At 32.6% G+C, this 26,011-nt stretch carries 21 protein-coding genes and 1 rRNA gene; 16 read left to right on the top strand and 6 right to left on the bottom strand.

Features of this window, described 5'->3' with window-relative positions:
* The 3 genes from rrf to FN795_RS00015 form a co-directional block, all read left to right on the top strand.
* Window positions 1-86: ribosomal RNA gene (rrf, locus tag FN795_RS00005) — 5S ribosomal RNA — on the top strand; the annotation flags it as partial.
* 306 nt (window positions 87-392) lie between these two features.
* Complete coding sequence (locus FN795_RS00010; protein ID WP_142448690.1) at window positions 393-845, top strand: DUF1569 domain-containing protein; 453 nt, start codon at window positions 393-395, stop codon at window positions 843-845.
* An 11-nt stretch (window positions 846-856) separates the two neighbouring features.
* The gene (locus tag FN795_RS00015) at window positions 857-1,291 is read left to right on the top strand and encodes a nuclear transport factor 2 family protein (RefSeq protein WP_142448691.1); all 435 of its coding nucleotides are present in this window, start codon (window positions 857-859) and stop codon (window positions 1,289-1,291) included.
* 5 nt (window positions 1,292-1,296) lie between these two features.
* Here the strand turns inward: FN795_RS00015 and FN795_RS00020 are convergent, their stop codons facing one another.
* A complete protein-coding gene (locus FN795_RS00020) occupies window positions 1,297-1,941 on the bottom strand; it encodes an endonuclease III domain-containing protein (RefSeq protein ID WP_142448692.1) in 645 nt (214 codons plus the stop codon).
* A 48-nt stretch (window positions 1,942-1,989) separates the two neighbouring features.
* Window positions 1,990-2,856 (bottom strand): alpha/beta hydrolase, encoded by an 867-nt coding sequence (locus FN795_RS00025; RefSeq protein WP_142448693.1) that lies wholly within the window; start codon window positions 2,854-2,856, stop codon window positions 1,990-1,992.
* A gap of 138 nt (window positions 2,857-2,994) precedes the next feature.
* Here FN795_RS00025 and FN795_RS00030 point away from each other — a divergent pair, with 138 nt between their 5' ends.
* The 6 genes from FN795_RS00030 to FN795_RS00055 all read left to right on the top strand — a co-directional run bounded on the left by FN795_RS00030 (window position 2,995) and on the right by FN795_RS00055 (window position 12,604).
* Window positions 2,995-4,422 (top strand): glycogen synthase, encoded by a 1,428-nt coding sequence (locus FN795_RS00030; protein ID WP_142448694.1) that lies wholly within the window; start codon window positions 2,995-2,997, stop codon window positions 4,420-4,422.
* Complete coding sequence (locus FN795_RS00035) at window positions 4,412-5,692, top strand: glucose-1-phosphate adenylyltransferase (protein ID WP_142448695.1); 1,281 nt, start codon at window positions 4,412-4,414, stop codon at window positions 5,690-5,692. The genes FN795_RS00030 and FN795_RS00035 overlap by 11 nt, the downstream gene beginning before the upstream one ends.
* A gap of 49 nt (window positions 5,693-5,741) precedes the next feature.
* Window positions 5,742-7,646, top strand: a complete 1,905-nt coding sequence (gene glgB / locus FN795_RS00040) for a 1,4-alpha-glucan branching protein GlgB (protein WP_142448696.1) — start codon at window positions 5,742-5,744, stop codon at window positions 7,644-7,646.
* Between the two features lie 201 nt (window positions 7,647-7,847).
* Window positions 7,848-10,247, top strand: coding sequence for a glycoside hydrolase family 31 protein (locus tag FN795_RS00045; RefSeq protein WP_142448697.1), 2,400 nt, complete (start codon window positions 7,848-7,850; stop codon window positions 10,245-10,247).
* Between the two features lie 85 nt (window positions 10,248-10,332).
* Window positions 10,333-11,145 (top strand): M48 family metallopeptidase, encoded by an 813-nt coding sequence (locus FN795_RS00050; RefSeq protein WP_142448698.1) that lies wholly within the window; start codon window positions 10,333-10,335, stop codon window positions 11,143-11,145.
* Between the two features lie 154 nt (window positions 11,146-11,299).
* Window positions 11,300-12,604 (top strand): MFS transporter, encoded by a 1,305-nt coding sequence (locus FN795_RS00055; protein WP_142448699.1) that lies wholly within the window; start codon window positions 11,300-11,302, stop codon window positions 12,602-12,604.
* Between the two features lie 122 nt (window positions 12,605-12,726).
* Here FN795_RS00055 and FN795_RS00060 read toward each other — a convergent pair whose 3' ends face one another.
* The 4 genes from FN795_RS00060 to FN795_RS00075 are packed head-to-tail and all read right to left on the bottom strand — an operon-like array spanning window position 12,727 to window position 15,601.
* Window positions 12,727-13,449 carry a head GIN domain-containing protein gene (locus tag FN795_RS00060; protein ID WP_142448700.1) on the bottom strand — a complete coding sequence of 241 codons (723 nt, stop codon included), beginning with the start codon at window positions 13,447-13,449 and terminating at the stop codon, window positions 12,727-12,729.
* A 19-nt stretch (window positions 13,450-13,468) separates the two neighbouring features.
* Entirely contained in the window at window positions 13,469-14,530 is a 1,062-nt protein-coding gene (locus tag FN795_RS00065) for a hypothetical protein (RefSeq protein WP_142448701.1), read from the bottom strand.
* Window positions 14,514-15,050: an anti ECF-type sigma factor gene (locus FN795_RS00070; protein WP_035643441.1), complete on the bottom strand. Its 537-nt coding sequence runs from the start codon at window positions 15,048-15,050 to the stop codon at window positions 14,514-14,516. The genes FN795_RS00065 and FN795_RS00070 overlap by 17 nt, the downstream gene beginning before the upstream one ends.
* Complete coding sequence (locus FN795_RS00075) at window positions 15,047-15,601, bottom strand: RNA polymerase sigma factor (protein WP_142448702.1); 555 nt, start codon at window positions 15,599-15,601, stop codon at window positions 15,047-15,049. Before FN795_RS00075 ends, FN795_RS00070 begins: the two co-directional genes overlap by 4 nt.
* A 152-nt stretch (window positions 15,602-15,753) precedes the next feature.
* On the opposite strand from FN795_RS00075, the gene FN795_RS00080 reads away from it, so the two are divergent.
* From FN795_RS00080 to rpsA, 7 genes are all read left to right on the top strand, one after another.
* The gene (locus FN795_RS00080; RefSeq protein ID WP_142448703.1) at window positions 15,754-16,752 is read left to right on the top strand and encodes a DUF6252 family protein; all 999 of its coding nucleotides are present in this window, start codon (window positions 15,754-15,756) and stop codon (window positions 16,750-16,752) included.
* Window positions 16,753-16,995: 243 nt separating this feature from the next.
* Window positions 16,996-19,449, top strand: coding sequence for an endopeptidase La (gene lon / locus FN795_RS00085; protein ID WP_142448704.1), 2,454 nt, complete (start codon window positions 16,996-16,998; stop codon window positions 19,447-19,449).
* A gap of 204 nt (window positions 19,450-19,653) precedes the next feature.
* Entirely contained in the window at window positions 19,654-20,673 is a 1,020-nt protein-coding gene (gene porQ / locus FN795_RS00090; protein ID WP_142448705.1) for a type IX secretion system protein PorQ, read from the top strand.
* 3 nt (window positions 20,674-20,676) lie between these two features.
* On the top strand, window positions 20,677-21,282 hold the full coding sequence (locus tag FN795_RS00095) for a murein L,D-transpeptidase catalytic domain-containing protein (RefSeq protein WP_142448706.1): 606 nt from the start codon (window positions 20,677-20,679) through the stop codon (window positions 21,280-21,282).
* A gap of 304 nt (window positions 21,283-21,586) precedes the next feature.
* Window positions 21,587-22,279, top strand: a complete 693-nt coding sequence (cmk, locus tag FN795_RS00100; RefSeq protein ID WP_142448707.1) for a (d)CMP kinase — start codon at window positions 21,587-21,589, stop codon at window positions 22,277-22,279.
* A gap of 69 nt (window positions 22,280-22,348) precedes the next feature.
* Window positions 22,349-23,725 (top strand): nucleoside permease, encoded by a 1,377-nt coding sequence (locus tag FN795_RS00105; RefSeq protein WP_142448708.1) that lies wholly within the window; start codon window positions 22,349-22,351, stop codon window positions 23,723-23,725.
* A gap of 386 nt (window positions 23,726-24,111) precedes the next feature.
* Entirely contained in the window at window positions 24,112-25,887 is a 1,776-nt protein-coding gene (rpsA, locus tag FN795_RS00110; RefSeq protein ID WP_115887268.1) for a 30S ribosomal protein S1, read from the top strand.
* Window positions 25,888-26,011: the final 124 nt, after the last annotated feature.

The raw sequence follows: 26,011 nt of genomic DNA on the forward strand, positions 1-26,011 counted from the left end.
CACCTCTTCCCATCCCGAACAGAGAAGTTAAGCCCGCCTGCGCAGATGGTACTGCAATTATGTGGGAGAGTATGTCGTCGCCTTTCTTTTGAGAATCCTCATCATTCATTTGATGGGGATTTTTTTGTTTATAAACCTTTTGGAGGAATCCTCTGGAAACTGAAACTTATCATTTGCCCCGAAGCGCGTTAGTGATGGGAGCGGCATCCTTTTGCGGGAAACCGCCAGCTGCTCTATTTCCATGGAACTACTCCCGCAAAAGATACAGCGGACAGCACGGCCCGGAGGGAAACGCCATAAGCTGTTGTTTAAAGAATAAATTTCTCGTTAAAATGTAATTTCAAAGTAAATTTTATATTTTTGTTATTCTATAGAATACTAATTTCCAAACTATGCAAAATATATTTCAGAAAGAGGATTGTGATCAATTTGTAAAGAGAATTAATCTTCTTACGCCTGATACAAAGGGATTTTGGGGAAAAATGACTGTTGCTCAGATGCTTGCACATTGTAATGTTACTTACGAAATGGTTTATGATAATATCCATCCGAAACCTAACGGATTTATGAAATTTATTTTAAGATTGCTAGCAAAAAAAACAGTGGTAGGTGACAAACCTTATCCTAGAAATGTTGGTACAGCACCACAGTTTATCATTAAAAATGATCGTAATTTTGAAATTGAAAAAAGTCGATTAATTGCTTACATTAATAAAACACAAGAATTAGGTGAAAAGGAATTTGAAGATAAAGAATCTCTTTCTTTTGGAAAATTAACATCTAAAGAATGGAATAATATGTTTGCCAAACATTTGGACCATCATCTTTCTCAATTTGGTGTTTAAATTTTATGATTATGAGATTTTATGTAATTATTTGTTTTCTGCTATCAGGATTATGTGCGAATGCGCAAAAACAAGAGGTTCAAAAAAGTATTGAAATATTTTTTGAAGGATTCCATCAAAAAGACACATTGAAGATAAAATCGGTTTGTGCAGATAAAATAATTTTGCAATCCATTAGTGAGAGTGTTACGAAGGGAAATAAATTGTCTGATGAAAAAGCAAGGGAATTTTATAAATCTATTGCTTCAATTCCGGCAAATATGAAATTTCAAGAAAAAATTTTGATTTATAATATTCAAATTGATGGAACAATGGCTCATGTTTGGGCGCCATATGAATTTTATTTGAATGATAAGTTGAGTCATTCAGGTGTAAATACTTTTACTTTATTTAAAGAGAAAGATTCCTGGAAAATTATTTATTTAATTGATACTAGAAGAAAGTAGAGATTTTAAGCAACTTCTGTAGAATAATAAAAGCAAATATCTGCTAAAATACATTCTTCACACTTAGGTTTTGGTCTACAGGTTTCTCTTCCTAGAAAAGAAATTGCCATTCCAATTTCTGACCAAATATTTTTTGGCAGCACTTGCATTAAATCTTTTTCAACTTTATTTCCGTCTTTTGCTTCTTTTATTATTCCAATTCTGGGAGCTACACGAATAACATGCAAATCGGCAATAATTCCTTCTGCGGGTTTTCCAGTTTCTCTTAATATAACATTGGCTGATTTTCTTCCAACTCCTTTTAAGGCTGTTAATTCCTTCATATTTAACGGAATATCGTCATCATTTTGAATTGTTTTAGCAATTTCTAATAACCAATTTGCTTTTGTTCCAAAGTTCCGAACTTTGCTTATATAAGGGATAAATGTTTCAAAATCGGTTTTGGATAAACTGCTCAGTGTGGGAAACTTTTCAAATAATACTGGTGCTATTTTATTAATATTTGCATCAGAATCTTGTGCGGACAAAATTACCATTACTAATAGCTGATAGGTATTTTGATATTCTAGAGGATGTGTTTTTCCCTTATATTTATCCAAAATAGGTTTTAGCTTTATTTCCCAATCTGATGTTTCTCCAAATAAATCCATTTTGATATTATTTTAAGTTAGATATATGAAAGTGTAACTGTCACAAAATTAATTGGTTTTGATGAAATTTATAATTTTTTTGATAACATTTTGATTGCCAAGTATTTTTCTGTGACCTAAACCATCAGTTAAATACAAAGTTCCATTTTCAAGTTGTTGATGAATGTGAATTCCTGCTTTTACAGAAACTTCCGGATCATCATTGTCATGAATTACTAAAACTGGTATTTTTACTTTTTGCGCTGCTCTATAAGCCGAAAAGTCATCCATTTTTACTTGGTATTTTTCTTCAAAAAGATTGCGAAGACGTTCGCTTATTTCTTGTTTTAATTCTAATTTTAAGATAAACTCGTCTAAAATATCCTGAACAATATCACCGCTTCCTATAATAATTGCTTTGTTTGTCTGTAATCCGTCTTTTATAGCATTTAAAACTGACATTCCGCCTAAAGAATGTCCAATTGCAATTTCAAATGGCCCAAACTGCTTTTGGATTTCTAATATTGAAGCAATAAATTCAGACATAATAGTTGACTTTCCTTTAGATTTTCCATGTGCTGGCGCATCAAAACTTACAGTTGCATAGCCATTTTTTAAAAGTTCATCAGCTATTTTGAACAATTGTGTACCTCTTCCAGACCACCCGTGAACTAATAAAATTTTATGATCACTTTTACCATAATGATAAGTGACAATATTCTTGTCTATTGCTGGAACGTTAATCGTTATTTGTTCACTTTCAGAATCCATCTGAAGTTCTCGTTTGGGAATCTTATGTTTTATTGGCGTTGTAAATAGTTTTGCCGCATATTTTGTAACCAATTTGGTTGAAATAAACGCGCAAATTTTACAGGATACAATAATAAACTGTGGAATTTTTAATGATTTAGTAGGATTACTTTCCTTTTTTGCCATATTAATAATTTTTTTTTGAAGGCTAGATTATGCTTATTTTTTCCTAAATTTAGGAAACATAAAAGTAGCATATTAATGATTGTTTCTAGAAAAAAATAAATCATAAATTAGTATTGAATGCTGTAATTAATTTTTAGGATGGAAATATTTCATTTAAGTGCAGAGTGTTATCCAATGGCAAAAGTTGGTGGATTGGCCGATGTTGTTGGAGCGTTGCCAAAATATCAGACTAACGCAGGACATCAGGTTAGGGTGGTTGTTCCTTGTTATGATACAAAATTCAGAAAAGAAAATGATTTTGAATGCGTTCATTGGGGAAATGTCAAATTGGGAAATTTTAATTTTTCTTTTAGTGTTTTGAAAGAGACTTCTAACAAACTTGGGTACGAACTTTATTTGATTGAAATTAAGGAATTATTTGATAGACCAAATGTTTATGGCTATGAAGATGACATTGAACGATTTTTATCTTTTCAAATTGCAAGTTTAGATTGGATTACCGCGCGAAATGAAGTTCCAGATGTTATAAATTGCCATGATCATCATACTGGAGTGGTTCCTTTTTTAGTTAAATATGCTTACAAATACGAAAGTTTAAGAAGCGTTAAAACTGTAATTACTATTCACAATGGTTTATATCAAGGCTGGTTTGGTTTTGATAAACTGCATTATTTACCAGAATTTGATCTGATTCATGTTGGATTTTTGGAGTGGAATCATTCTATTAATTCTTTGGCAGTTGGTGTAAAATGTGCACATGCTGTTACTACGGTTTCTCCTAGTTATTTAAATGAAATTAATTATGCTGCAAATGGATTAGAAGCATTGTTTAATTCGGTTAGAAATAAATCAAAAGGAATTTTAAATGGAATTGATATTGAAGTTTGGGATCCATTAAAAGATAAAATGATTGAACATCATTATTCGATTGAAACTTTTGAAATCGGTAAACAAAAAAATAAAGAGAAGCTTTGTGAACAATTTGATTTAGATCCAACAAAGCCGTTATTTAGTTTTATTGGGCGTTTATTTGAAGAAAAAGGAGGTGATTTATTACCACAAGCTTCTGCATTAGCATTATCGGAAAATTTCGAAAATATTAATATTCTGATTTTAGGATCTGGAAATGCTGAAATTGAAAAGCAATTGACACAATTGCGAAATGATTATAAAGGCAATTACAATGTTTTTATTGGTTATAATGAAGAATTGGCACATTTCATCTATGCAGGTTCCGACTATATTTTAATGCCTTCGAGAGTTGAACCATGCGGTTTGAATCAAATGTATGCCATGCGTTATGGTACAATTCCTATTGTGAGAAGAACAGGAGGATTGCGAGATACCGTTATTGATTTTGGAGATGAAGGAAATGGAGTTTGTCACGATCAGGCTTCAGTTGGAGATGTTTGTTATTCGATAAATCGTGCGGTTAAACTGTACGATGATAAAATAAATTTTAATAAAGTATTAAAAAGAGGAATGTCAGCAGATCATTCCTGGGAAAGTGTGTGCCAAGAATATATCGAAATATACAACTTAATAATTCAGCAAAATGAAGTTTAAAAAGAAAAATGTAGTTGCCATTATTTTAGGAGGAGGACAGGGATCTCGCTTGTTCCCATTGACAGAAACAAGATCAAAACCAGCTGTTCCGATTGGAGGTAAATATCGTTTGGTTGATATTCCAATTTCAAATTGTATAAATTCAGATATTTTTAAAATATTTGTTTTGACACAATTTAATTCTGCATCTCTGAATGCTCACATTAAAAATACTTTTAACTTTAGTATTTTCAGCCAGTCGTTTGTTGATATTTTGGCGGCTGAACAAACTCCGGATAATCCAACTTGGTTTCAAGGAACTGCTGATGCTGTAAGACAATGTATGTCTCACTTTTTGAAACACGATTTTGATCATGCTTTAATTCTTTCTGGAGACCAATTGTACCAAATGGATTTTAACGAAATGTTAGAAGCCCATATTGCTGCTGATGCTGAAATTTCTATTGCAACTTTGCCTGTTAATGCCAAGGACGCTCCAGAATTTGGAATTTTGAAAACCAATCATGAAAGTGTTATTGAAGCTTTTATCGAAAAACCTGATGCTTCATTATTACCACAATGGGAATCTGAAGTAAGTGAACAAATGCAGGAACAGGGCAAAAAATATTTAGCTTCAATGGGAATTTATATTTTTAATAAACCATTATTGGAGGAATTAATGGCGAATCCAGATACGAAAGATTTTGGAAAAGAAATTATTCCGCAAGCCGTTGGGAAGCATAAAATATTGAGTTATCAATATGAAGGTTATTGGACAGATATTGGAAATATTGAATCGTTTTTTGAAGCAAATATTGGCTTAACAGCAGATATTCCGGAATTTAATTTGTTTGATAATGACAATAAAATTTTCACAAGACCAAGATTGCTTCCGCCATCAAAATTTAGAAATTCAATCATCAATCAATCATTGATTTCTGAGGGATGCATTATCAATGCTAAAGAAATTAAAAGTTCAGTAATTGGAATTCGTTCCAGAATTGGTGTTGGAACTGTTCTTGAAAACTGTTATGTAATGGGAAATGATTTCTATCAAGATTTGGACGAACTCAATCATGAGGCAAGTGTAAACAAAATTCATGTTGGAATTGGTGAAAATTGTTTCATAAAAAATGCTTTAGTCGATAAAAATGTTCGTATTGGAAATAACGTTCATATTAGCGGAGGAAAACATTTAGATAATTTCACCAATGAATTATACAGCATAAAAGATGGTATTGTTGTGATTAAAAAAGGTGCGATTCTTTCTGACAATTTTAGAATTGAATAAAAAAAAAAGCCAAAAACCCAAATTCCAATTGTTGCCTTAAAAACCAAATATGACAAAAGTAATTACGCATTCTTTATTTACTGATTTTGATATCGATTTATTCAAAGCTGGAAAACATTTCAAATTGTATGAAAAGTTAGGAGCACATTTAATTGAAGTAAATGGAGTTAAAGGAGTTTATTTTGCTGTTTGGGCACCCACTGCTAAGTCGGTTTCTGTAGTGGGCGATTTTAATTATTGGGTACAAGGCGAGCATGAATTGCAAGTCCGCTGGGATTCTTCGGGAATTTGGGAAGGATTTATTCCGGACATTTCAAAAGGTTCACTTTATAAGTATAAAATTCAATCAAATATTGATGGAGTTGTAACTGAAAAGGCGGATCCTTTTGCGTTATATTGCGAAAAACCACCACACACAGCATCTGTTGTTTGGGATCTGGATTACACTTGGAAAGATAAAAATTGGATGGAATCTCGCCATGAGAAAAATGCTTTAGATAAACCATATTCAGTATATGAAGTGCATTTGGGATCTTGGAAACGAGCAGAACATAACCGATTTTTGACTTATTTGGAATTGGCAGATGATTTAGTAAAATATGTAAAAGAAACGGGTTTTACGCATGTTGAATTTATGCCAATTATGGAGTATCCATATGATCCTTCATGGGGATATCAGTTAACAGGCTATTTTGCGCCGACTTCTCGTTTTGGAAAACCACAGGATTTTATGGTTTTGGTTGATAAGCTGCATCAGGCTGGTATCGGTGTGATTTTGGATTGGGTTCCATCTCATTTTCCTGATGATGCACATGGTTTAGGTTTCTTCGATGGTTCACATTTATATGAGCATCCAGATCGGAGAAAAGGTTATCATCCGGATTGGAAAAGTTTGGTTTTTAATTATGGAAGAAATGAAGTTCGTGCTTTTTTAATCAGTAATGCTGTTTTTTGGCTCCAAAATTATCATGTTGACGGATTACGAGTTGATGCAGTAGCTTCGATGTTGTATCTTGATTATTCGAGAAATGAAGGCGAATGGGAACCTAATATGTATGGTGGAAGAGAAAATTTGGAAACTATAAGTTTTCTTAAAGAATTTAATGAAGTTATTTATGCTAATTTTTCTGGAGTTCAAACTATTGCAGAAGAAAGTACTTCGTTTCCCATGGTTTCAAGACCAACATTTACTGGTGGCTTAGGATTTGGAATGAAATGGATGATGGGCTGGATGCACGATACTTTAAAATACTTTCAAAAAGAAACTGTTTACAGAAAATATCATCAAAATGATTTGACTTTTTCAATGACGTATGCTTTTACGGAAAATTTCATGCTTCCGTTTTCGCATGACGAAGTAGTATATGGGAAAAAATCAATTGCTAGTAAAATGCCTGGAGATGAATGGCAGAAATTTGCTAACTTAAGATTGCTTTACGGGTATATGTTTACGCATCCAGGAACAAAATTATTGTTCATGGGATCTGAGTTTGGACAAAGCGATGAATGGAATTTTGAAAAAAGCCTGGATTGGCATTTACTTCAATATGATTATCATTCTGGAATTAAAAAGATAATTACAGATTTGAATCAGCTCTATAAATCTCAGCCGGCATTGTACGAAAAACAATTTACAGACGAAGGCTTTGAATGGATTAATTATTTTGATCATCAAAATGCTGTTATCTCTTATATCAGAAAAGGAAATAATTCAGATGAAAATCTGGTTGTTGTTTGCAACTTTACGCAAGTAGTTAGGGAAAATTATAGGATTGGTATTTCTAAAAAAGGAAAATTAAAAGAGATTTTTAATAGTGATGCTAAAATATATGGAGGAAGTGGTGTCGAGAATCCTAACACCATAAAAATTGATGCTTCCCCCTACGACGGAAGAGATTATTCTGTCGAATTAATTTTGCCTCCTTTGAGCGTTGCCGTTTATTCTTTTGAGTAGAAAATTAAATATGATTTTTAATAATGCTGTTTTATCAATTTTGTGTTTTTAAATTATCGAATTATTGATTTTTTGTAAACTAATTTAATACTCATTCAGAAAAAACGTTTTCGTGAATAAACCTTTTATTCATAGTGCTTTACCAAGTTTTTTTGTATGTTTGAAGTAAGGATTGAGTTATATAATTAAGACAATAGCGATATGATTACAAATACATCACTAGAACATAAAGGCAATTTATTTCCGTCAAAAATAGTTTCGTATGAGCATGAGGGAGATTCCATTTCTTTTTACACTGACAACAATGTAATTTTAAAAGTCACGGTTCTTAGAGACAGTTTACTTCGTTTTCGTTTTACCACAAAAGGATATTTTAGCAATGATTTTTCGTATGCAATTGATAAAACGCAATTGCATGGTTATAATTTTTTGCAGGTTAGTGAAGACGAAAATTATTTTGAAATCAGAACCAGTAAAGTAATTTGTAAAATTAAAAAAGCTGATGTCCGTTTGTCAATTTATGATTTGGATAATTGCTTAATTCTTCAGGATGAGCTTGGATTTCATTGGGAAGAAAGTTATGAGTATGGCGGAAACGTTGTCAAAATGAGCAAATCCTCAAAAGATGGAGAATGTTTTTACGGTCTTGGTGACAAAGCCACTCAAATGAACTTAAAAGGCAAAAGAGTAGAAAATTTTGCCACCGATCAGTATGCGTATCAAAAAGATCAGGAACCACTTTATAAAGTAGTTCCGTTTTACATTGGATTGCATAATCAAAAATCCTACGGCGTTTTCTTCGATAATACTTTTAGAACCTTTTTTGATTTTTGTCAGGAAAGAAGAAATGTAACTAGTTTTTGGGCTGAAGGAGGCGAAATGAATTATTATTTCATTTATGGTCCTCAAATGCAGGATGTTGTTACAACATATACAGATTTAACAGGAAAACCTGAACTGCCACCACTTTGGGTTTTAGGTTATCATCAATGTAAATGGAGTTATTATCCGGAAAGCAAAGTAAAAGAAATTACTTCAAAATTTAGAGAACTTAAAATTCCGTGTGATGCTATTTATCTGGATATCGATTATATGGATGGTTTCCGATGTTTTACATGGAATAAAGAATATTTTCCTGATCCTAAAAAGATGGTCAGTGAATTAGCTGAAGACGGTTTTAAGACAATTGTCATTATTGATCCGGGAATTAAAATTGATAAAGATTACTGGGTTTATAAAGAAGCCTTAGAAAAAGACTATTTCTGTAAGCGTGCCGATGGTCCTTATATGAAAGGGAAAGTTTGGCCCGGAGAATGTAATTTTCCAGATTATACAAATCCCGTAGTAAGAGAATGGTGGGCAGGATTATTTAAAGAATTAATTTCAGATATTGGAGTCAAAGGAGTTTGGAATGACATGAATGAACCGGCCGTTATGGAGGTTCCAAATAAGACTTTCCCAATGGATGTTCGCCATGTTTACGACGGAAATCCATGCAGTCACAGAAAAGCGCATAATATTTATGGAACCCAAATGGCAAGGGCTACTTATCATGGTGTAAAACGATTTGTTTATCCAAAACGTCCTTTTGTAATCACAAGATCGGCATATTCTGGTGCTCAGCGTTATACTTCTTCATGGACAGGAGATAATGTTGCAACTTGGGAACATTTATGGATTGCGAATATTCAGGTTCAGAGAATGTCAATTTCCGGAATGGGCTTTACAGGTTCTGATATTGGTGGTTTTGCGGAACAACCTACAGGTGAATTATATGCACGTTGGATTCAGTTGGGGGTTTTTCATCCGTTTTGCAGAACGCATTCTTCTGGAGATCATGGAAATCAGGAACCTTGGGCTTTTGATGAAGAAGTAATTAATATTACCCGAAAATTTGTGAATCTTCGTTACCAGTTGTTGCCGTATTTATATACGATGTTCTGGCAATATATAGAAGAGGGTATTCCGATGTTGAAACCTTTGGTTTATTATGATCAGGACGATACACAAACACATTATCGCAATGATGAGTTTATCTTCGGAAATCAAATTTTAGTTTGTCCAATTCTTGAACCTAATGCTGTAGGTAGACGAATGTATATTCCTAGAGGTGAGTGGTATAATTTCTGGACAAATGAACTTTTCTCAGGAGGAAGAGAAATTTGGATAGACACCAAATTTGATGAAATTCCAGTTTTTATAAAAGCAGGCGCTATTATTCCTAAATATCCGGTTCAGCAATATGTTGGAGAATTGGAATTTGATGAATTGACATTAGACGTATATTTTAAGAAAGGCAAAGAAAAGTCCGTAGTTTATGAAGATGCACAAGACGGTTATGATTATAAAAAAGGACGATATAGCTTTTTGTCTTTCAGAACAATCGGAAAAGAGAAAGAATTGATCATTCAGCTTCATAAAGAAGGAAAATATGATACGCCGTACTCTAAGTATAAAATTAATTTAATCGGTCTTCCATTTAAAGTTACTGAAATTGAAATCGATAATGAAAAAATCGAATTTGATAAAATAAGCTTCGAACAAAATAATTGCTTAATTATTGATAAAGAGTTCAATGAACTTCACATTGTTGGCGAATAAGTAAATTCTGATATCGTTTTTGAAAATTATGTAAAAGTGAAATCAAATTTAGTTGTATTTTTGTTAGTGCTAAATTTGTAAAATCATGAAAAAACATCTAATCACAGGACTTTTTACGGCAGTTTTAGTGTGTAGCTGCGCGACAAATCCAATAACGGGAAAGCAGAATTTAAATTTTGTTTCAAATAGTGAATTATTTCCATCTTCTTTTCAGCAATACAATCAATTTTTAACTGAAAATAAGGTTGTTACAGGAACATCGGATGCAAAACTTGTTGAAACAGTAGGGTATAAAATTAAATTGGCAGCCGAGAAATATCTAAATTATTTAGGGCAAACACAATATTTGAAAGATTATCGATGGGAATATAAACTTGTTGATAACAAAGAAGTTAATGCATGGTGTTTACCCGGCGGGAAAATTGTTGTTTATTCAGGTATTTTGCCTGTAACGCAAAATGAATCTGGTTTAGCAACTGTTATGGGGCACGAAGTTTCACACGCATTAGCAAATCACGGAGCACAAAGAATGTCTGCAGCACAATTGCAACAAATTGGAGGAGCAGCTTTGGGAGCAGCAACAAGTGGAAAATCTGAAGCAACTCAACAAATTTTTGCCCAAGCGTACGGAATTGGATCAGAAGTAGGAGTGATGCTTCCTTTCAGCAGAAGTAATGAAAGTGAAGCAGATAAAATCGGTTTAACTTTAATGGCGATTGCAGGATATAACCCTGAAGATGCTGTTGCTTTCTGGAGTAGAATGTCTGCAAAATCTGGAGCGGCAGGAACTCCTGAATTTATGAGTACACACCCATCAGATGCAACAAGAATTGCTAATATAAAAGCACTGGTTCCTGAAGCTAAAGCAATTGCGCTAAAAGTGGGAACTGTAAAATAAAATTCTGAATATCAGAATAAATCAAATTTAAGCTATTCGTTTTTCGAGTAGCTTTTTTTGTAGTTCATAATTTAATAATATATGAATCGAATAATTTGTATTTGATTATGATAAAAATTGGATAAATTCGTAGCGCATTAACAAAACCATTTCTATGAAAAACCTACCAAAAGGAGATAAGAAATTATTAAATGCCTGGGCATTTTATGATTGGGCAAATTCAGTTTATACACTGACTATTGCATCGGCGGTATTTCCAATATTCTACGAAGCTCTATTTACGGATCGCGGTCATTATATTGATGTTTTCGGCATGCGTCTTAAAAATTCAGCTTTAATTAGTTTTACCACGGCGGCAGCATTTTTAGTTGTTTCATTTATTTCTCCATTATTATCTGGAATTGCAGATTATGTGGGGAATAAAAAAGCTTTCATGAAGTTTTTCTGCTATTTAGGAGCTTTGTCATGCGTAGGATTATATTGGTTTGATCTTGGGAATATTTATGTTGGATTAGCTTTTTATTTCTTAGGATTGATAGGATATTGGGGAAGTTTGGTTTTTTATAATTCTTATCTGCCGGATATCGCTTTTGAGGATCAGCAGGATAGGATTAGTGCCAAAGGTTATTCTTTGGGATATATTGGTAGTGTGATTTTATTGCTGATTAATCTCGGGATGATTATGTTTCCAAAAACTTTTAATATCACAGCAATGGAAGCAATGCGCTATTCTTTCATTATGGTTGGTATTTGGTGGATTCTTTTTAGTCAATATACTTATTACTATTTACCAAAAGGAAGTAAAGAAAATGGTCAAAAGTTGACTAAAGATGTTGTCTTTAATGGTTTTAAAGAATTAAAAAAAGTTTGGGGCCTATTGAAAGATAATGTTCCCTTAAGACGTTATTTAGGTGGTTTTTTCGTTTCAAGTATGGCAGTGCAAACTGTAATGCTGGTAGCTACTTATTTTGGAGCACAAGAAATTCAATGGTCATCTAAAGAAGAGGGAACAATTGGTTTAATTATTTGTATTCTAATCATTCAGTTGGTTGCTGTAATTGGTGCAGTTGCCACTTCGAGAGCTTCTGCAAAATTTGGAAATATTCCAACTTTGATTTTTATTAATGGAATTTGGGCAGTATTTTGCGCATTAGCTTATTTTATTACTTTGCCAATGCATTTTTACGTTATGGCAACAATTGCAGGATTTGTAATGGGCGGAGTTCAAGCACTTTCGCGATCAACGTATTCAAAATTATTGCCAGAAACTGAAGATACAGCTTCGTTTTTTAGTTTTTATGATGTTGCCGAGAAAATCGGAATTGTAATAGGGATGTGTATTTATGGCATAATTGACCAAAGAACGGGAAGTCCTCGTAAAGCAATTGTTGTTCTCGCAATTTTCTTCGTTACATCGATTTTCCTTTTAAGAAGAGTTCATAAAAAAGAGGCACTTTAAGTGCCTCTTTTAATTTAATAAAGTATGAAGAAAATAAAAGCTCAATAATAAAAGAGGAATGATTAGTTCGTTTTTTGATTTGATGATTTGAAAAATCTTTTATTATTGAGCTTTATTTAGAATTATGCTTTTGAAATACTTCCTGAACCTGAAACTTTTACATCACGTTTTTCAGGATTTCCAGTATATTTAATATCTCCTGAGCCCGAAACTCTTGCTGTTAAACTTTCATTGCAATTGATTTTGACATCACCAGAACCTGAAACCATTACATTAGCATTTTTGGATTTCAAATTCGCAGCTTCAATATCGCCAGATCCAGAAAGTTTAATAACTAAGTCATTTGAATTTCCTTTTAATTTGATGTCTCCTGAACCGCTCAAACTGAAATCAAAAGAATTTGCCGCAACATCTAAATCAATATCTCCTGAGCCAGATAATTTTGCTGAAAATTTATCGTTTTTGATTTGAGATTTAGTAACAATATCACCTGAACCTGACAAATTAAGTTCAGATATTTTTTCAAATGGAACTGTAATCTCAACTTTTTTTCCTGTGCTTGGACGCAAATTGGTGCCTTTCTTCGCGTAAATTTTTAAAGCATTGTCTTCAACTTCAACAATAATTGCTGATAAGATATTTTGTTCTCCTTTAATCGTAATTTTTCCTTCTTTTCCTGCAACCAAATCAACATCAAAAAAGCCTGAGATCTTAATCGCATCATATTCTGAAGTTGTTCTTGTTTCCGTTACAACATTTCCATTTCCGTTAATTTTTTCTTGTGCATTAGCTGTAAAGCCGATTAAAAATGCTGCGCAAACTACTGATTGAATAATTTTTTTCATGGTTTTTGATTGTTTAAAATTATTGTTTTTTGATTAATGATACGTTTCCGTAAGTTGAATTAATTATTACCTTATTCTGACCTTTCTTTTTATGAAAACCGCTAATGTTTTTTGAACTGTTTTTGGTTTCGTTCACATTGATTTCTAAATCATCACCGTTTTTAATATTAGCATATTTAGTGTTGATGTTAAAGTCGAAAGCGTAATTGTAATTATAACCCACTGTAATATCGGTATATCCTGAATTAATGTTTACATTTTTTGCTTTTTCAGTCAATGTGCCAATGTTAACTTTGCTGTAATTGGTATCAATGCTCAAATTGTTTGAAACCTCTGCAACAGAAACGGTTAAATAATTTCCTGAACCTGTAAACGAATTTACTTTTTGAAATTTCAAATTTCCGTAACTACAGTCGTATTTAATGTTTTGAGAATCAGAAACAACTAAATCTGTATAATTAGCATCAAAATTTAAATTACCTGAATCGTTTACTTTTAATCCTGAATAACGCGCCTCGATTGTGCCATTTTTTATGTAATCGATCGATGAGTTTTGACAATATTCAATATGAAGCCTATTGGTTTGATTGTTCAGTTTTCCAATATTGACTTTTCCATATTTACAACTAATATCTGTTGAACCTTCTATAGTTAAGGTCGTAATATTTCCGTACTTGTTCATCAATTTTACGGTTCCGTTTTTAGGAATTTTAATTACGTAATTAATCTCAAAGCTGTTGCTGCTTCCTCTTCCTTTATTGGTTGAATTTCCAATTTTGGTAACAGCGGTAACCATAGATTTTAAGCCTGTAATATCAACATCGATAGTATTTAGTTTTTCGTTTACCCAATTTTCATTTGAGCCTGTGACTTTGATTGTGATGTCAAGATCTATTTTATCCTCATCCCAGGTTGATACCGTAATGTTTCCATATTTGTTATCAATGTCAATTCCTGCATTCGAATTTACAATAAAGGTTTTTTTGATATTTTTTTGTTTTGAAATAGCAGTGTCATCATTTGAGAATCCCAAAAAAGGAATCAAGATGAACAGGATTAATATTTTATAATGTTTTTTCATGGCTTGTGTTTTTTAAATTTTCGTTTTCTTCAATTCTTTTTAAAACCGTCTGCAAAAAAGATATTCTGGTTTGCAGATTGCTTATCATGGCATAAATGATTTGTTTGTTTTCACCGTTTTTTTGTAGCTCATTAATGATTTTTTGGTAGTCGGCATCAAAAACTTTCATTTGTTTTAATGCATCATTAATAATCTGCTCATTTTGAGGTGAACTTTTTTCCTTCAGTTTAACCAGTTCGTTATCAATTAGAATGTTGAAAATAGAATCAGTACGTTGTGTTTCTTTAGACGCAAATTTGAATTCCTTTGGTTTTTCATTTTTATAAAAAAGAGTTATTCCAAGCATTAAAACTATCGTTGCTGCAATTGATGCTGCAAACCAGTAATTTTTCTTTTTGGGTTGTTTCTTGTTTAATTTATTTAAAAAAACGTCCTGATGATCTGAATTTAATTCCTGAACATCCCATTGGTTTTCAAATTTGTTGAATAATTGATCTAAATTGTCATTTTCCTTTTTCATATCTCCTCTAATTTTTTTCGCAAACTTTCTTTTGCCCTGCTTAATGTAGTTCGGCAGTTTTGATAACTAATATTTAAAATTTCGCTTATTTCTTCCTGATCGTAACCTTCTATGTAAAAAAGTGTCAGAACCATTCGGTAGCTGTCTTTCAGCGCTAAAATAGTGTCCAAAATCTGTTTCACTTTTAAAGTGTTAAAATCAATGCTTTCCGAATAAAAATCATCGTTTTCTTCGATCTTATAAAGTGTCTTGCTCAGATCTTCGACCTGAAATGCATTATTCTTTTTGTAAAAATCAATACTATAATTGATGATAATTTTCTTCAGCCACGCGCCAAAAGCAACTTCTTGTTTGTAGTCGTTTATTTTTGTAAATGCTTTCAAAAAACCTTCTTGCATGACGTCTTGTGCAAAATGTTCGTCTTTTACAATACGATAGGCCACGTTGTACATAGCTTTACTGTAACGGTTGTAAATTTCAAATTGGGCTTTTTGATTATTCTCTTTACAAAGCGCGATTAATTCTTCGATATTTTGATTGGTTATACTCAAGTAATGGTTGCTAGTTTTTTATAATGACTTTGCTTTTTTTTATTTGTTACAGTTTCTATAAAATTAATTTTATTTTTTTTCAAATTATTAGGTTGTGTAAGATTTTTATTTCTTCGTATAAAATCTATATTTGTACATAAATTAAAATTCATATGAAGAAAATCAATATTGTATTTCTCTTGCTTTTCGCAATAAGCAGTCTTTTTAGCTCTTGCAGTCCTTTTGATGATGGTCGTGATATTTCAGGTTCTGAGAATAACGGGAATGGAAATGGAAGTGGTAATGTAGAAGAAAAACCGATTTTTAAAGCTAAAATTGGCGGAGAAGAATTTATTGCAAATACCACAACTGCTGTCGTAACAAGTGACTATGTATTAATAGCAGGTACTAGATCTTCAAAAGGAGATTTAATCCAAATAATTTTGCCAAGCAATAAAATAGGAACATATACATGGGCAAACAGCAAAGAAAATGCAGATCGTTTTGTTTTAGCTTACGCAGAAAAAGTTGATGGATATGGATTTATTAGTGCTTCAAACGAAGATGCGGCATTTTTGGAAGTAAAAAACTATACGGATACAGCAATCATTAAAATTACTGCTGTAGATAAAACAAAAAAAACAATTTCAGGAACTTTTCAATTTACAGGATTTAGAGAGACAGATAATGGTTCAACTGAAACTAAAGTGGTTACAGACGGTACTTTTACAAATGTACCTTACACAGAAGATATTCCTGCAGATGATTCAGATCAAATTTTGAAGGCAAAAGTAAATGGAGTTGATTTTATTAATGATAAAGTTGATGTAACTGCTGTAAGTGCATCTGGTAGTAATCCATATTATAGTATAGTTGGAAAAAAGAATGATGATAGTGTAAGTGTTGGTTTGAGTATTAATAAATCATATGGAGCTGGAACTTATCAGGTTTCAACTAATTCATCGAATACGGGTGGCGCTCTGATAAATGTTATTGCAGGTACTTTCAAAATAAATGATTATTTATATACATCTAAATCAGGTTCAATCACAATTACTTCAAAAACAGCAACAAAACTAGTGGGTACTTTTGATTTGGTCGTTCAAAATTTTAGTATAAATGATGAAAAGACAATTACAGGATCTTTTGATATAGATATAGAAGGTTTATAATAATTTATGAACTCACTTAAAATCCGCCTTGTGCGGATTTTTTTTGGTAAAACAATTTGATTTTATTAGTTTGGCTAATTAAATAGATATTATACATTCCATTCTTGGCATAGTGATTGTCTATTTTATAAGATGTATCTTGTAAATTAAGTTTTAGCTTGTTTTTATTAGAAAATAATGAATTTCAAGCTTTATTTGCAAGTTGTATTAATCATTTAATGACAAAACGACTTATATATTATTATGTCAAATCATAAAATACTTACTATTGACAATCTGTCACTTCAGGAATTTGATTCTGAAGCAGAATTAATTCCTTTATTAACTCCCGAAGACGAAGAAGAAATGAATAATGAGGAACTTCCGGTTTCTCTGCCAATCTTGCCTTTGCGTAATACTGTCTTGTTTCCAGGTGTTGTTATTCCAATTTCAGCAGGAAGAGATAAGTCTATTAAACTGATTAATGATGCCAATGCTGGCGGAAAAATCATTGGAGTAGTTTCACAAATCAATGAAGAAGACGAAGACCCGTCTAAAGATGATATTCATAAAATTGGTACTGTAGCCCGAATTCTGCGTGTTTTAAAAATGCCTGACGGAAATGTTACGGTTATCTTGCAAGGAAAAAAACGTTTTGAAATAGACGAAGTAGTTTCTGAAGATCCGTACATGACAGCTACCATCAAAGAGGTTTCAGAAGAACGTCCGGATGAAAATGATACTGAATTTACAGCAATTTTAGATTCTGTTAAAGAACTAGCGATTCAGATTATTAAAGAAAGTCCAAACATTCCATCTGAAGCTACATTTGCTATTAAAAACATTGAAAGTCAGTCGTTTTTAATCAATTTTGTTTCTTCAAATATGAATTTATCCGTAAAAGAAAAACAAGGTCTTTTATCGATAAATGGTTTAAAAGAACGCGCTTTAGAAACTTTACGTTATATGAATGTCGAACTTCAAAAATTAGAGTTGAAGAACGATATTCAGTCAAAAGTTCGTTTTGATTTAGATCAGCAACAGCGTGAATATTTCCTTCATCAGCAAATGAAAACCATTCAGGAAGAATTGGGAGGCGTTTCGCAAGAAGAGGAAATGGACGAAATGGGACAGAAGGCGAAAACCAAAAAATGGGACGAAAAAACGCAGAAACATTTCGAAAAAGAATTGTCTAAAATGCGCCGTATGAATCCACAATCACCAGATTTCGGAATTCAGCGTAATTATTTAGAGTTGTTTTTAGAATTGCCTTGGGGCGAATATTCTAAAGATAAATTCGATTTGAAACATGCTCAGAAAATATTAGATAAAGATCATTTCGGACTTGATGAAGTTAAGAAAAGAATGATTGAACATTTGGCAGTTTTAAAATTGCGAAATGATATGAAATCACCAATTATTTGTTTAACTGGGCCTCCAGGAGTTGGTAAAACATCTATTGGTCGTTCTGTTGCTGAAGCTTTAGGACGTGAATATGTGCGTATTTCATTAGGAGGTTTACGCGATGAAGCAGAAATTCGCGGACACAGAAAAACATATATAGGTGCAATGCCAGGAAGAATTATTCAAAGCTTGAAAAAAGCGGGAACTTCAAATCCTGTTTTTATTTTAGATGAAATTGATAAACTTTCGAACGGAAACAGTGGTGATCCATCTTCTGCTTTATTAGAAGTTTTAGATCCGGAACAAAACAATGCTTTTTATGATAATTTCCTTGAAATGGGATATGATTTATCTAAAGTAATGTTCATTGCGACATCAAATAATATGGCTGCTATTCAGCCAGCATTGCGTGACAGAATGGAAGTGATTAAAATGTCAGGTTATACAATTGAAGAGAAAGTTGAAATTGCAAAAAGACATTTATTCCCAAAACAATTAGAAGCACACGGATTAACTTCTAAAGATTTGACAATTGGCAAAAAACAATTAGAAAAAATTGTTGAAGGTTATACACGTGAATCGGGTGTTCGAAATCTGGAAACAAAAATTGCTCAGGTAATTCGTAATGCCGCAAAAGCAGTAGCGATGGAAGAAGAGTACAATAAAAAAGTTACAGATGAAGATATTGTAACTGTTTTAGGTGTGCCAAGATTAGAGCGCGATAAATACGAAAATAATGATATTGCAGGAGTTGTTACAGGTTTAGCCTGGACAAGTGTTGGTGGTGATATTTTATTTATTGAATCATTAATTTCTGAAGGAAAAGGTTCGTTGACAATTACAGGAAATCTTGGAAATGTCATGAAAGAATCGGCTACAATTGCGTTGGAATATATTAAGGCTAATGCGAAGAAATTAGGTTTAAGCACAGAAATTTTCCAAAAATACAATATTCACTTACATGTACCGGAAGGAGCAACTCCAAAAGATGGGCCAAGTGCGGGTATCGCTATGCTTACTTCTTTAGTTTCTTTATTAACGCAGAAAAAAGTGAAGAAAAGCCTTGCCATGACTGGAGAAATTACACTTCGTGGAAAAGTTTTGCCTGTAGGCGGAATTAAGGAAAAAATCTTAGCTGCAAAAAGAGCAGGTATTAAAGAGATTATTTTATGTCACGAAAACAAAAGTGATATTGATGAAATTAAAGCTGAATATTTAGAAGGACTTACTTTTCATTATGTAAAGGAAATGAGCGAAGTTTTAGCCTTGGCTTTAACAGATCAAAGTGTAAAAAACGCTAAACAACTGAAATAAGCATTAATTTTTAATTATAAAAATCTAAAATCCAAATTCCAATTTCGATGGGAATTTGGATTTTTTTTATGGTTTGAATATGGAATTTAAAGTTTGTTTTCTGGCATAGTTGTTGATTTTAAGGTAATTATAGAAATTATTTTTTCAATTATATAATTTTATCTTTGTATTTACGTTATTCCCACATAGGAACGTTCCAAAAACATGTTAAAACAGATTGTTTTATTTTTAATGTTACTAATTTGTTCGATGTCTTTCGGGCAAATTGGAGGGCGCTACACCTATCAATTTCTCAATTTAACATCGTCGCCCAGGCAGGCAGCGCTAGGAGGAAAAATTATTACGATTTATGATGAAGATGTTAATCAGGTGATGTTTAATCCCGCGGTTTTAAATGAAGATATGGATAATCATCTGGCGATGAATTACGGAAGTTATTACGGAGAAGCATCTTATGGAACTGCTTCGTATGCTTATACATATGACAGGCACGTTCAAACTTTTTATGCTGGTGTGAGTTATGTAAACTACGGAAGCTTTGAGGGTTATGATGAAAATGGTCAGGCAACCTCAGATTTTTCAGGGAGTGAAGGCGCGCTAACACTCGGATATGCTTATAATATTCCTTATACAGATGTACATATTGGGGTAAATGGGAAGCTAATAACTTCGACTTTAGAAAGTTATAATTCTATTGGTGGTGCAATTGATGTGGGAATTATGTATCAAATTGAAAAAAATGATGTAAATTTGGCGTTAGTATTTCGTAATATTGGTACGCAGTTTACTACTTATTCAGGAATACAGGAAAATTTGCCCTTTGAAATAATAGCAGGTGTTTCGCAAGAATTAGAACATGTACCACTTCGCTGGCATCTTTCGTTAGAAAATTTGCAGCAATGGAACATTTCTTTTTCGAATCCCGTTCGAGGAGAAACTAATATTGATGGATCAACAAGTGATGAAAAAGTTTCATTTGTAAATAATGCTTTACGACATGTCGTTTTTGGGGTGGAACTGTTTCCACAAAAAGCATTTAATTTACGTTTAGGATATAATTTTAGAAGAGGGGAAGAACTACGAATTGATGAACAACGTAATTTTTCCGGAGTGTCTTTAGGGTTTGGTTTAAGAATGAATAAGATAAAATTCAACTATTCCTATTCAAGATATACATTGGCAGCTAGTACAAGTCTTTTTGGTCTAACTTTAAATTTTCAATAATTAATGAAAATATTTACTTTATTTTTATTTATGACAGTAAGTGTTTTTACGGGAGCAAAACACTACTTCAGCGAAGAAGAATCTACGATAACCAATGTAGAGATCGAAAGAATTAACAGCAGAATAACGGATATAAAAAACATGATTAATGCCGATCGCAGATACAATTCTAAAATCGCATTTTTGATTGATATGAAAGTTCCGTCAGGGAAAAATCGTTTTTTTGTGTATGATTTAGAAAAGAACGAAATTATAGACCAAGGTCTTGTAGCTCATGGTTCTGGTTCTGAAACAGGTATTAAAGGTATGCTTAAGTTTAGCAATATGCCAAATTCTAACTGTACAGCTTTAGGAAGATATTCAGTAGGTAAAACTTACAAAGGTATTTTTGGAAAAGCATACAGATTAGCAGGTTTAGATGAGACTAATAATAAAGCTTTAGAAAGAGCTATTGTTTTGCATGCTTATTCTGCGGTTCCATTACAGGAGCAGGATTATTACATCAGCAACAGCCATGGATGTCCAATGGTAAACGAGGAATTTTTCAAAAGAATTCAAAAAATAATTGATAGTTCTAAGACGAATATTCTGATGGATATTTACTATTAAAAAGCAGCATTAAATAAAATATTAAAAAGAAAAATAAACTTTTTATTGTCGAGATTAATTTTGATTTTCGATGATGAAAAGTTTTTTTTTGTTCAAAACTTATTTGATTATAATGATTTCATAATTGTTATAAATCTTCCATATGAAAAGAAAGATGGTTACATTTGCAACGCTTGCAATTAGTCAATGTTTAATAAGGATTTGTTGCTAAAGACATGGAATATACTGAGACCGGAAAAATAAATTATATTGTCAGAGCCGAGCATTAGACTTAAAAAATAAAAATAAATTTAAAAATATAAAATTGAAAAAAATTACAATTGCTATCGACGGATTTTCATCAACAGGAAAAAGTACTTTGGCAAAACAATTGGCAAAAGAACTTGAGTATGTTTATGTTGACACTGGTGCAATGTACCGTGCAGTAGCTTATTTTGCTATGAAAAATCAATTTATTGATGCTGATTCTTTTAATAAAAAAGCTTTGATTGAGTCTTTGCCAAAAATCCAGTTAGAGTTTAAGTATAATGCTGTTTTAGGTTTTGCCGAAATGTATTTGAATGGTGAAAATGTTGAAAAGCAAATTAGGACAATTGAGGTTTCTAATTTTGTAAGCGCAGTAGCGGCTGTTTCTGAAGTTCGTTCTAAATTAGTAGAGCAACAACAGGAAATGGGAAAAAATAAAGGCATTGTAATGGATGGAAGAGATATAGGAACTGTAGTTTTTCCTGATGCCGAACTTAAAATATTTATGACCGCTAGTGCCGAAACACGCGCGCAAAGACGTTTTGATGAATTACAGCAAAAAGGTGATAACGTGACCTATGAGGAAGTTTTGAAAAATGTTGTTGATCGTGATCATATGGATACACACCGTGAAGATTCTCCATTGGTAATTGCCGATGACGCAATTGAAATTGATAATTCTTACTTAAATAAAGAAGAACAGTTTGCAGCTGTTTTAGAATTAATAAATGATGTTGTAAAAACAGCTTAAATTTTTGCAGATATTATTTTAAATGTTAGTTTTACCGCTTCATTTTTATTTTAAAGACAATTTTATCATATGGGGATTAAAAACAGATTGATTATAATGAGCTTTCTTCAATTTTTTGTTTGGGGAGCCTGGCTTATAACAATAGGAAATTATTGGTTTGGGACAAAAAACTGGGAAGGAACTCAATTTGGACTCGTTTTTGGAACCATGGGAATTGCTTCTCTTTTTATGCCTACACTTACAGGTATTATTGCAGACAGATGGATTAATGCTGAAAAATTATATGGCGCTCTTCATATAATTTATGCGGTGGTTTTGTTTGCAATTGCACAAGTTACAACTCCAGATACTTTTATTATTGTAATGCTTTTGGCAATGTGTTGCTATATGCCAACAATCGCTTTAAGTAACTCTATATCCTATACCTCATTAAAACTAAATAATAAAAATATAGTAAAAGATTTTCCGCCAATTCGTGTTTGGGGGACAATTGGTTTTATTGTTGCCATGTGGATTACTAATTTGAGCGGAAGTAAAGCGACAGAATATCAATTTTATATTGCTGGAATTGGTGCTTTAATTCTTGGAGTTTATGCTTTTACGTTGCCAAAATGCGAGCCACAGCGCCTAATTAAAGAAAATGCGACTTGGATTGAAACTTTTGGTTTAGAATCTTTTAAGCTATTTGCTAATTATAAAATGGCTTTGTTTTTTGTTTTTTCTATGTTTTTAGGAGGAGCGCTTCAGTTGACAAATGCTTATGGAGATGTGTTTTTAGATGAATTTAAGCATTTTCCGAAATATGCCGATTCATTTGTAATTAAGTATTCGACTATTATTATGTCAATTTCTCAGGTTTCTGAAACTTTGTTTATTCTTGCGATTCCGTTTTTCTTAAGACGTTTTGGAATTAAACAAGTTATGTTGATTAGTATGTTGGCATGGGTTTTACGTTTTGGATTATTTGCTTTTGGAGATCCTGTAAATGGTTTATGGATGATTATACTTTCTTGTATCGTTTACGGAATGGCATTTGATTTCTTTAATATTTCAGGTTCATTATTCGTAGAAAGTAATACTGATTCTAAAATTCGTTCTTCTGCACAAGGTTTATTTATGATGATGACTAATGGAGTAGGAGCGGTTTTAGGAAGTTTGACTTCAGGTTGGGCAATTGATCGTTTCTTTACAAAGTCATTTGCTAATACAACTGAGTTGGCTGGATTTTTGCAAACAGATACAACGAACTCTAAAATGTTGGAATTTGTAAAAGGTCAAGGAAATTCAATCTCTGCAGATGGAATTTTTGCTAATCCAATTTTGATGAAAGACTGGCATACCATCTGGTTGTCTTTTGCAGCTTATGCTTTGGTTATTGCTATTGCTTTTGCTGTTTTGTTTAAACATAAACATGATCCGAAGGAAATTGAGAATTTGAGTCATTAAGATTTTATAGATAGTAATCGGAATTAAACCCGACAGTTTTTTTTAAACCTGTCGGGTTTCGTTTTTCAAGGTTCTCATGAAAACAAAACTTCTAATCTAGCCCCGATAGAAGTGGAAATCCTTTTATGTCCGCTGGGGCGGACATAAAAGATTGTAACGGATAGCGGGACTTGACGTCTCGAAAAACCTAAAAACTTCTGCTTCTAAACAATTCACTGATAATCAACTCGGAATTATTTTGTAAGTCCAAATATTTGTAGTAATTTTGCAAACCTTTTGGCAGAGAAGAGTTTCCTTTAGGTATCAACCATTTATGTAAAACAACTTCTGTATTTTCTATCGCATGAAGAAACTCGAGAAAAACAGAATACAAATTTTTTATCAGCATGTCTGAACAATTAAAATCACAAGAAGAGTTTTTAGCAAATTTTAACTGGCATAACTTCCAAGAAGGAATTGATGCAGTAGATGAGAAAAACTTACAAGAGTTTGAAGAACTAGTATCAAAAACTTTCATCGCTACAGATCAAGAAGAAGTAGTTGAAGGAGTTGTTGTTAGAATTACAGATAGAGACGTTATCGTTGATATCAATGCTAAATCTGAAGGTGTTATTTCTTTAAATGAATTCCGTTACAACCCAAACTTAAAAGTAGGTGACAAAGTTGAAGTATTAATCGACATCCGTGAGGACAAAACAGGTCAATTAGTATTATCTCACAGAAAAGCACGTACTATCAAATCTTGGGATAGAGTTATTGCAGCTAATGAAACTGGAGAAATCGTTAACGGTTTTGTTAAATGTAGAACTAAAGGAGGTATGATCGTTGACGTATTCGGTATCGAGGCGTTCTTACCAGGATCTCAAATTGACGTTAAGCCAATTAGAGACTACGATGTATATGTAAACAAAATGATGGAATTCAAAGTGGTAAAAATCAACCACGAATTCAAAAACGTTGTTGTATCTCATAAAGCGCTTATCGAGGCTGATATTGAAGTACAGAAAAAAGAAATCATTGGTCAATTACAAAAAGGACAAGTATTAGAAGGTGTTGTTAAAAACATTACTTCTTATGGTGTGTTCATTGACTTAGGTGGTGTTGATGGATTAATTCACATTACTGACCTTTCTTGGAGTAGAATCAACCACCCAAGTGAAGTTCTTGAATTAGACCAAAAATTAAACGTTGTAATCCTTGATTTCGATGATGAGAAAACAAGAATTCAATTAGGATTGAAACAATTAAACGCTCACCCATGGGATGCTTTAGATGCTAATTTAACAATTGGTGATAAAGTTAAAGGTAAAGTAGTTGTAATCGCTGATTACGGTGCATTTATTGAAGTTGCTGAAGGTGTTGAAGGTTTAATCCACGTTTCTGAAATGTCATGGTCAACTCACTTACGTTCTGCTCAGGACTTCGTGAAAGTTGGAGATGTTGTTGAAGCAGTTATCTTAACTCTTGACAGAGATGATCGTAAGATGTCATTAGGTATCAAACAATTGACTCAAGATCCATGGACTGACATTACTTCTAAATACCCAGTAGGTTCTAAACATACAGGTATCGTTAGAAACTTTACAAACTTTGGTATTTTCGTAGAATTAGAAGAAGGAATTGATGGATTAATCTACATTTCTGACCTTTCTTGGACTAAGAAAATCAAACACCCATCTGAGTTTGTAAACGTTGGTGAAAAACTTGATGTTGTAGTATTAGAATTAGATGTTGAAGGACGTAAATTATCTTTAGGTCACAAACAAACTACTGCTAATCCTTGGGATCAATACGAAGATTCTTTCGCTGTAGGAACTATCCACAATGGTGAGATTTCTGAAATCGTTGACAAAGGAGCTACTGTAGAATTCGGAGATGATATCGTTGCTTTCATTCCAACTCGTCACCTTGAAAAAGAAGACGGAAAGAAATTGAAAAAAGGTGATACTGCTGATTTCAAAGTAATTGAATTTAACAAAGAATTCAAAAGAGTAGTTGCTTCTCATACTGCTATCTTCCGTGAAGAAGAAGAGAAAAACGTGAAAGCTGCTGCTGAAACTACTACATCTGCATCTACTAACGCACCAGCTGCGACTTTAGGTGATAACAATGATGTATTAGCTGCTTTAAAAGCTAAAATGGAAAAAACTGAGAAAAAATAATTCTTAGTTTCCTCTAAATAGAAAGTCCCACAGCAATGTGGGACTTTTTTTGTTTTTATAGTTTTCTTTGTTTCAGGTTTCAAGTTTCATCCGTTTGTCAGTTCGGACTGAGTCGATATTTTTT

It is taken from the genome of Flavobacterium resistens (assembly GCF_900182645.1).
Lineage (GTDB): Bacteria > Bacteroidota > Bacteroidia > Flavobacteriales > Flavobacteriaceae > Flavobacterium > Flavobacterium resistens.

Coding starts and splice junctions, on each gene's coding strand:
- FN795_RS00010 (WP_142448690.1), top strand. CDS start 393: ATGCAAAATATATTTCAGAAAGAGGATTGTGATCAATTTGTAAAGAGA.
- FN795_RS00015 (WP_142448691.1), top strand. CDS start 857: ATGAGATTTTATGTAATTATTTGTTTTCTGCTATCAGGATTATGTGCG.
- FN795_RS00020 (WP_142448692.1), bottom strand. CDS start 1,941: ATGGATTTATTTGGAGAAACATCAGATTGGGAAATAAAGCTAAAACCT.
- FN795_RS00025 (WP_142448693.1), bottom strand. CDS start 2,856: ATGGCAAAAAAGGAAAGTAATCCTACTAAATCATTAAAAATTCCACAG.
- FN795_RS00030 (WP_142448694.1), top strand. CDS start 2,995: ATGGAAATATTTCATTTAAGTGCAGAGTGTTATCCAATGGCAAAAGTT.
- FN795_RS00035 (WP_142448695.1), top strand. CDS start 4,412: ATGAAGTTTAAAAAGAAAAATGTAGTTGCCATTATTTTAGGAGGAGGA.
- glgB (WP_142448696.1), top strand. CDS start 5,742: ATGACAAAAGTAATTACGCATTCTTTATTTACTGATTTTGATATCGAT.
- FN795_RS00045 (WP_142448697.1), top strand. CDS start 7,848: ATGATTACAAATACATCACTAGAACATAAAGGCAATTTATTTCCGTCA.
- FN795_RS00050 (WP_142448698.1), top strand. CDS start 10,333: ATGAAAAAACATCTAATCACAGGACTTTTTACGGCAGTTTTAGTGTGT.
- FN795_RS00055 (WP_142448699.1), top strand. CDS start 11,300: ATGAAAAACCTACCAAAAGGAGATAAGAAATTATTAAATGCCTGGGCA.
- FN795_RS00060 (WP_142448700.1), bottom strand. CDS start 13,449: ATGAAAAAAATTATTCAATCAGTAGTTTGCGCAGCATTTTTAATCGGC.
- FN795_RS00065 (WP_142448701.1), bottom strand. CDS start 14,530: ATGAAAAAACATTATAAAATATTAATCCTGTTCATCTTGATTCCTTTT.
- FN795_RS00070 (WP_035643441.1), bottom strand. CDS start 15,050: ATGAAAAAGGAAAATGACAATTTAGATCAATTATTCAACAAATTTGAA.
- FN795_RS00080 (WP_142448703.1), top strand. CDS start 15,754: ATGAAGAAAATCAATATTGTATTTCTCTTGCTTTTCGCAATAAGCAGT.
- lon (WP_142448704.1), top strand. CDS start 16,996: ATGTCAAATCATAAAATACTTACTATTGACAATCTGTCACTTCAGGAA.
- porQ (WP_142448705.1), top strand. CDS start 19,654: ATGTTAAAACAGATTGTTTTATTTTTAATGTTACTAATTTGTTCGATG.
- FN795_RS00095 (WP_142448706.1), top strand. CDS start 20,677: ATGAAAATATTTACTTTATTTTTATTTATGACAGTAAGTGTTTTTACG.
- FN795_RS00105 (WP_142448708.1), top strand. CDS start 22,349: ATGGGGATTAAAAACAGATTGATTATAATGAGCTTTCTTCAATTTTTT.
- rpsA (WP_115887268.1), top strand. CDS start 24,112: ATGTCTGAACAATTAAAATCACAAGAAGAGTTTTTAGCAAATTTTAAC.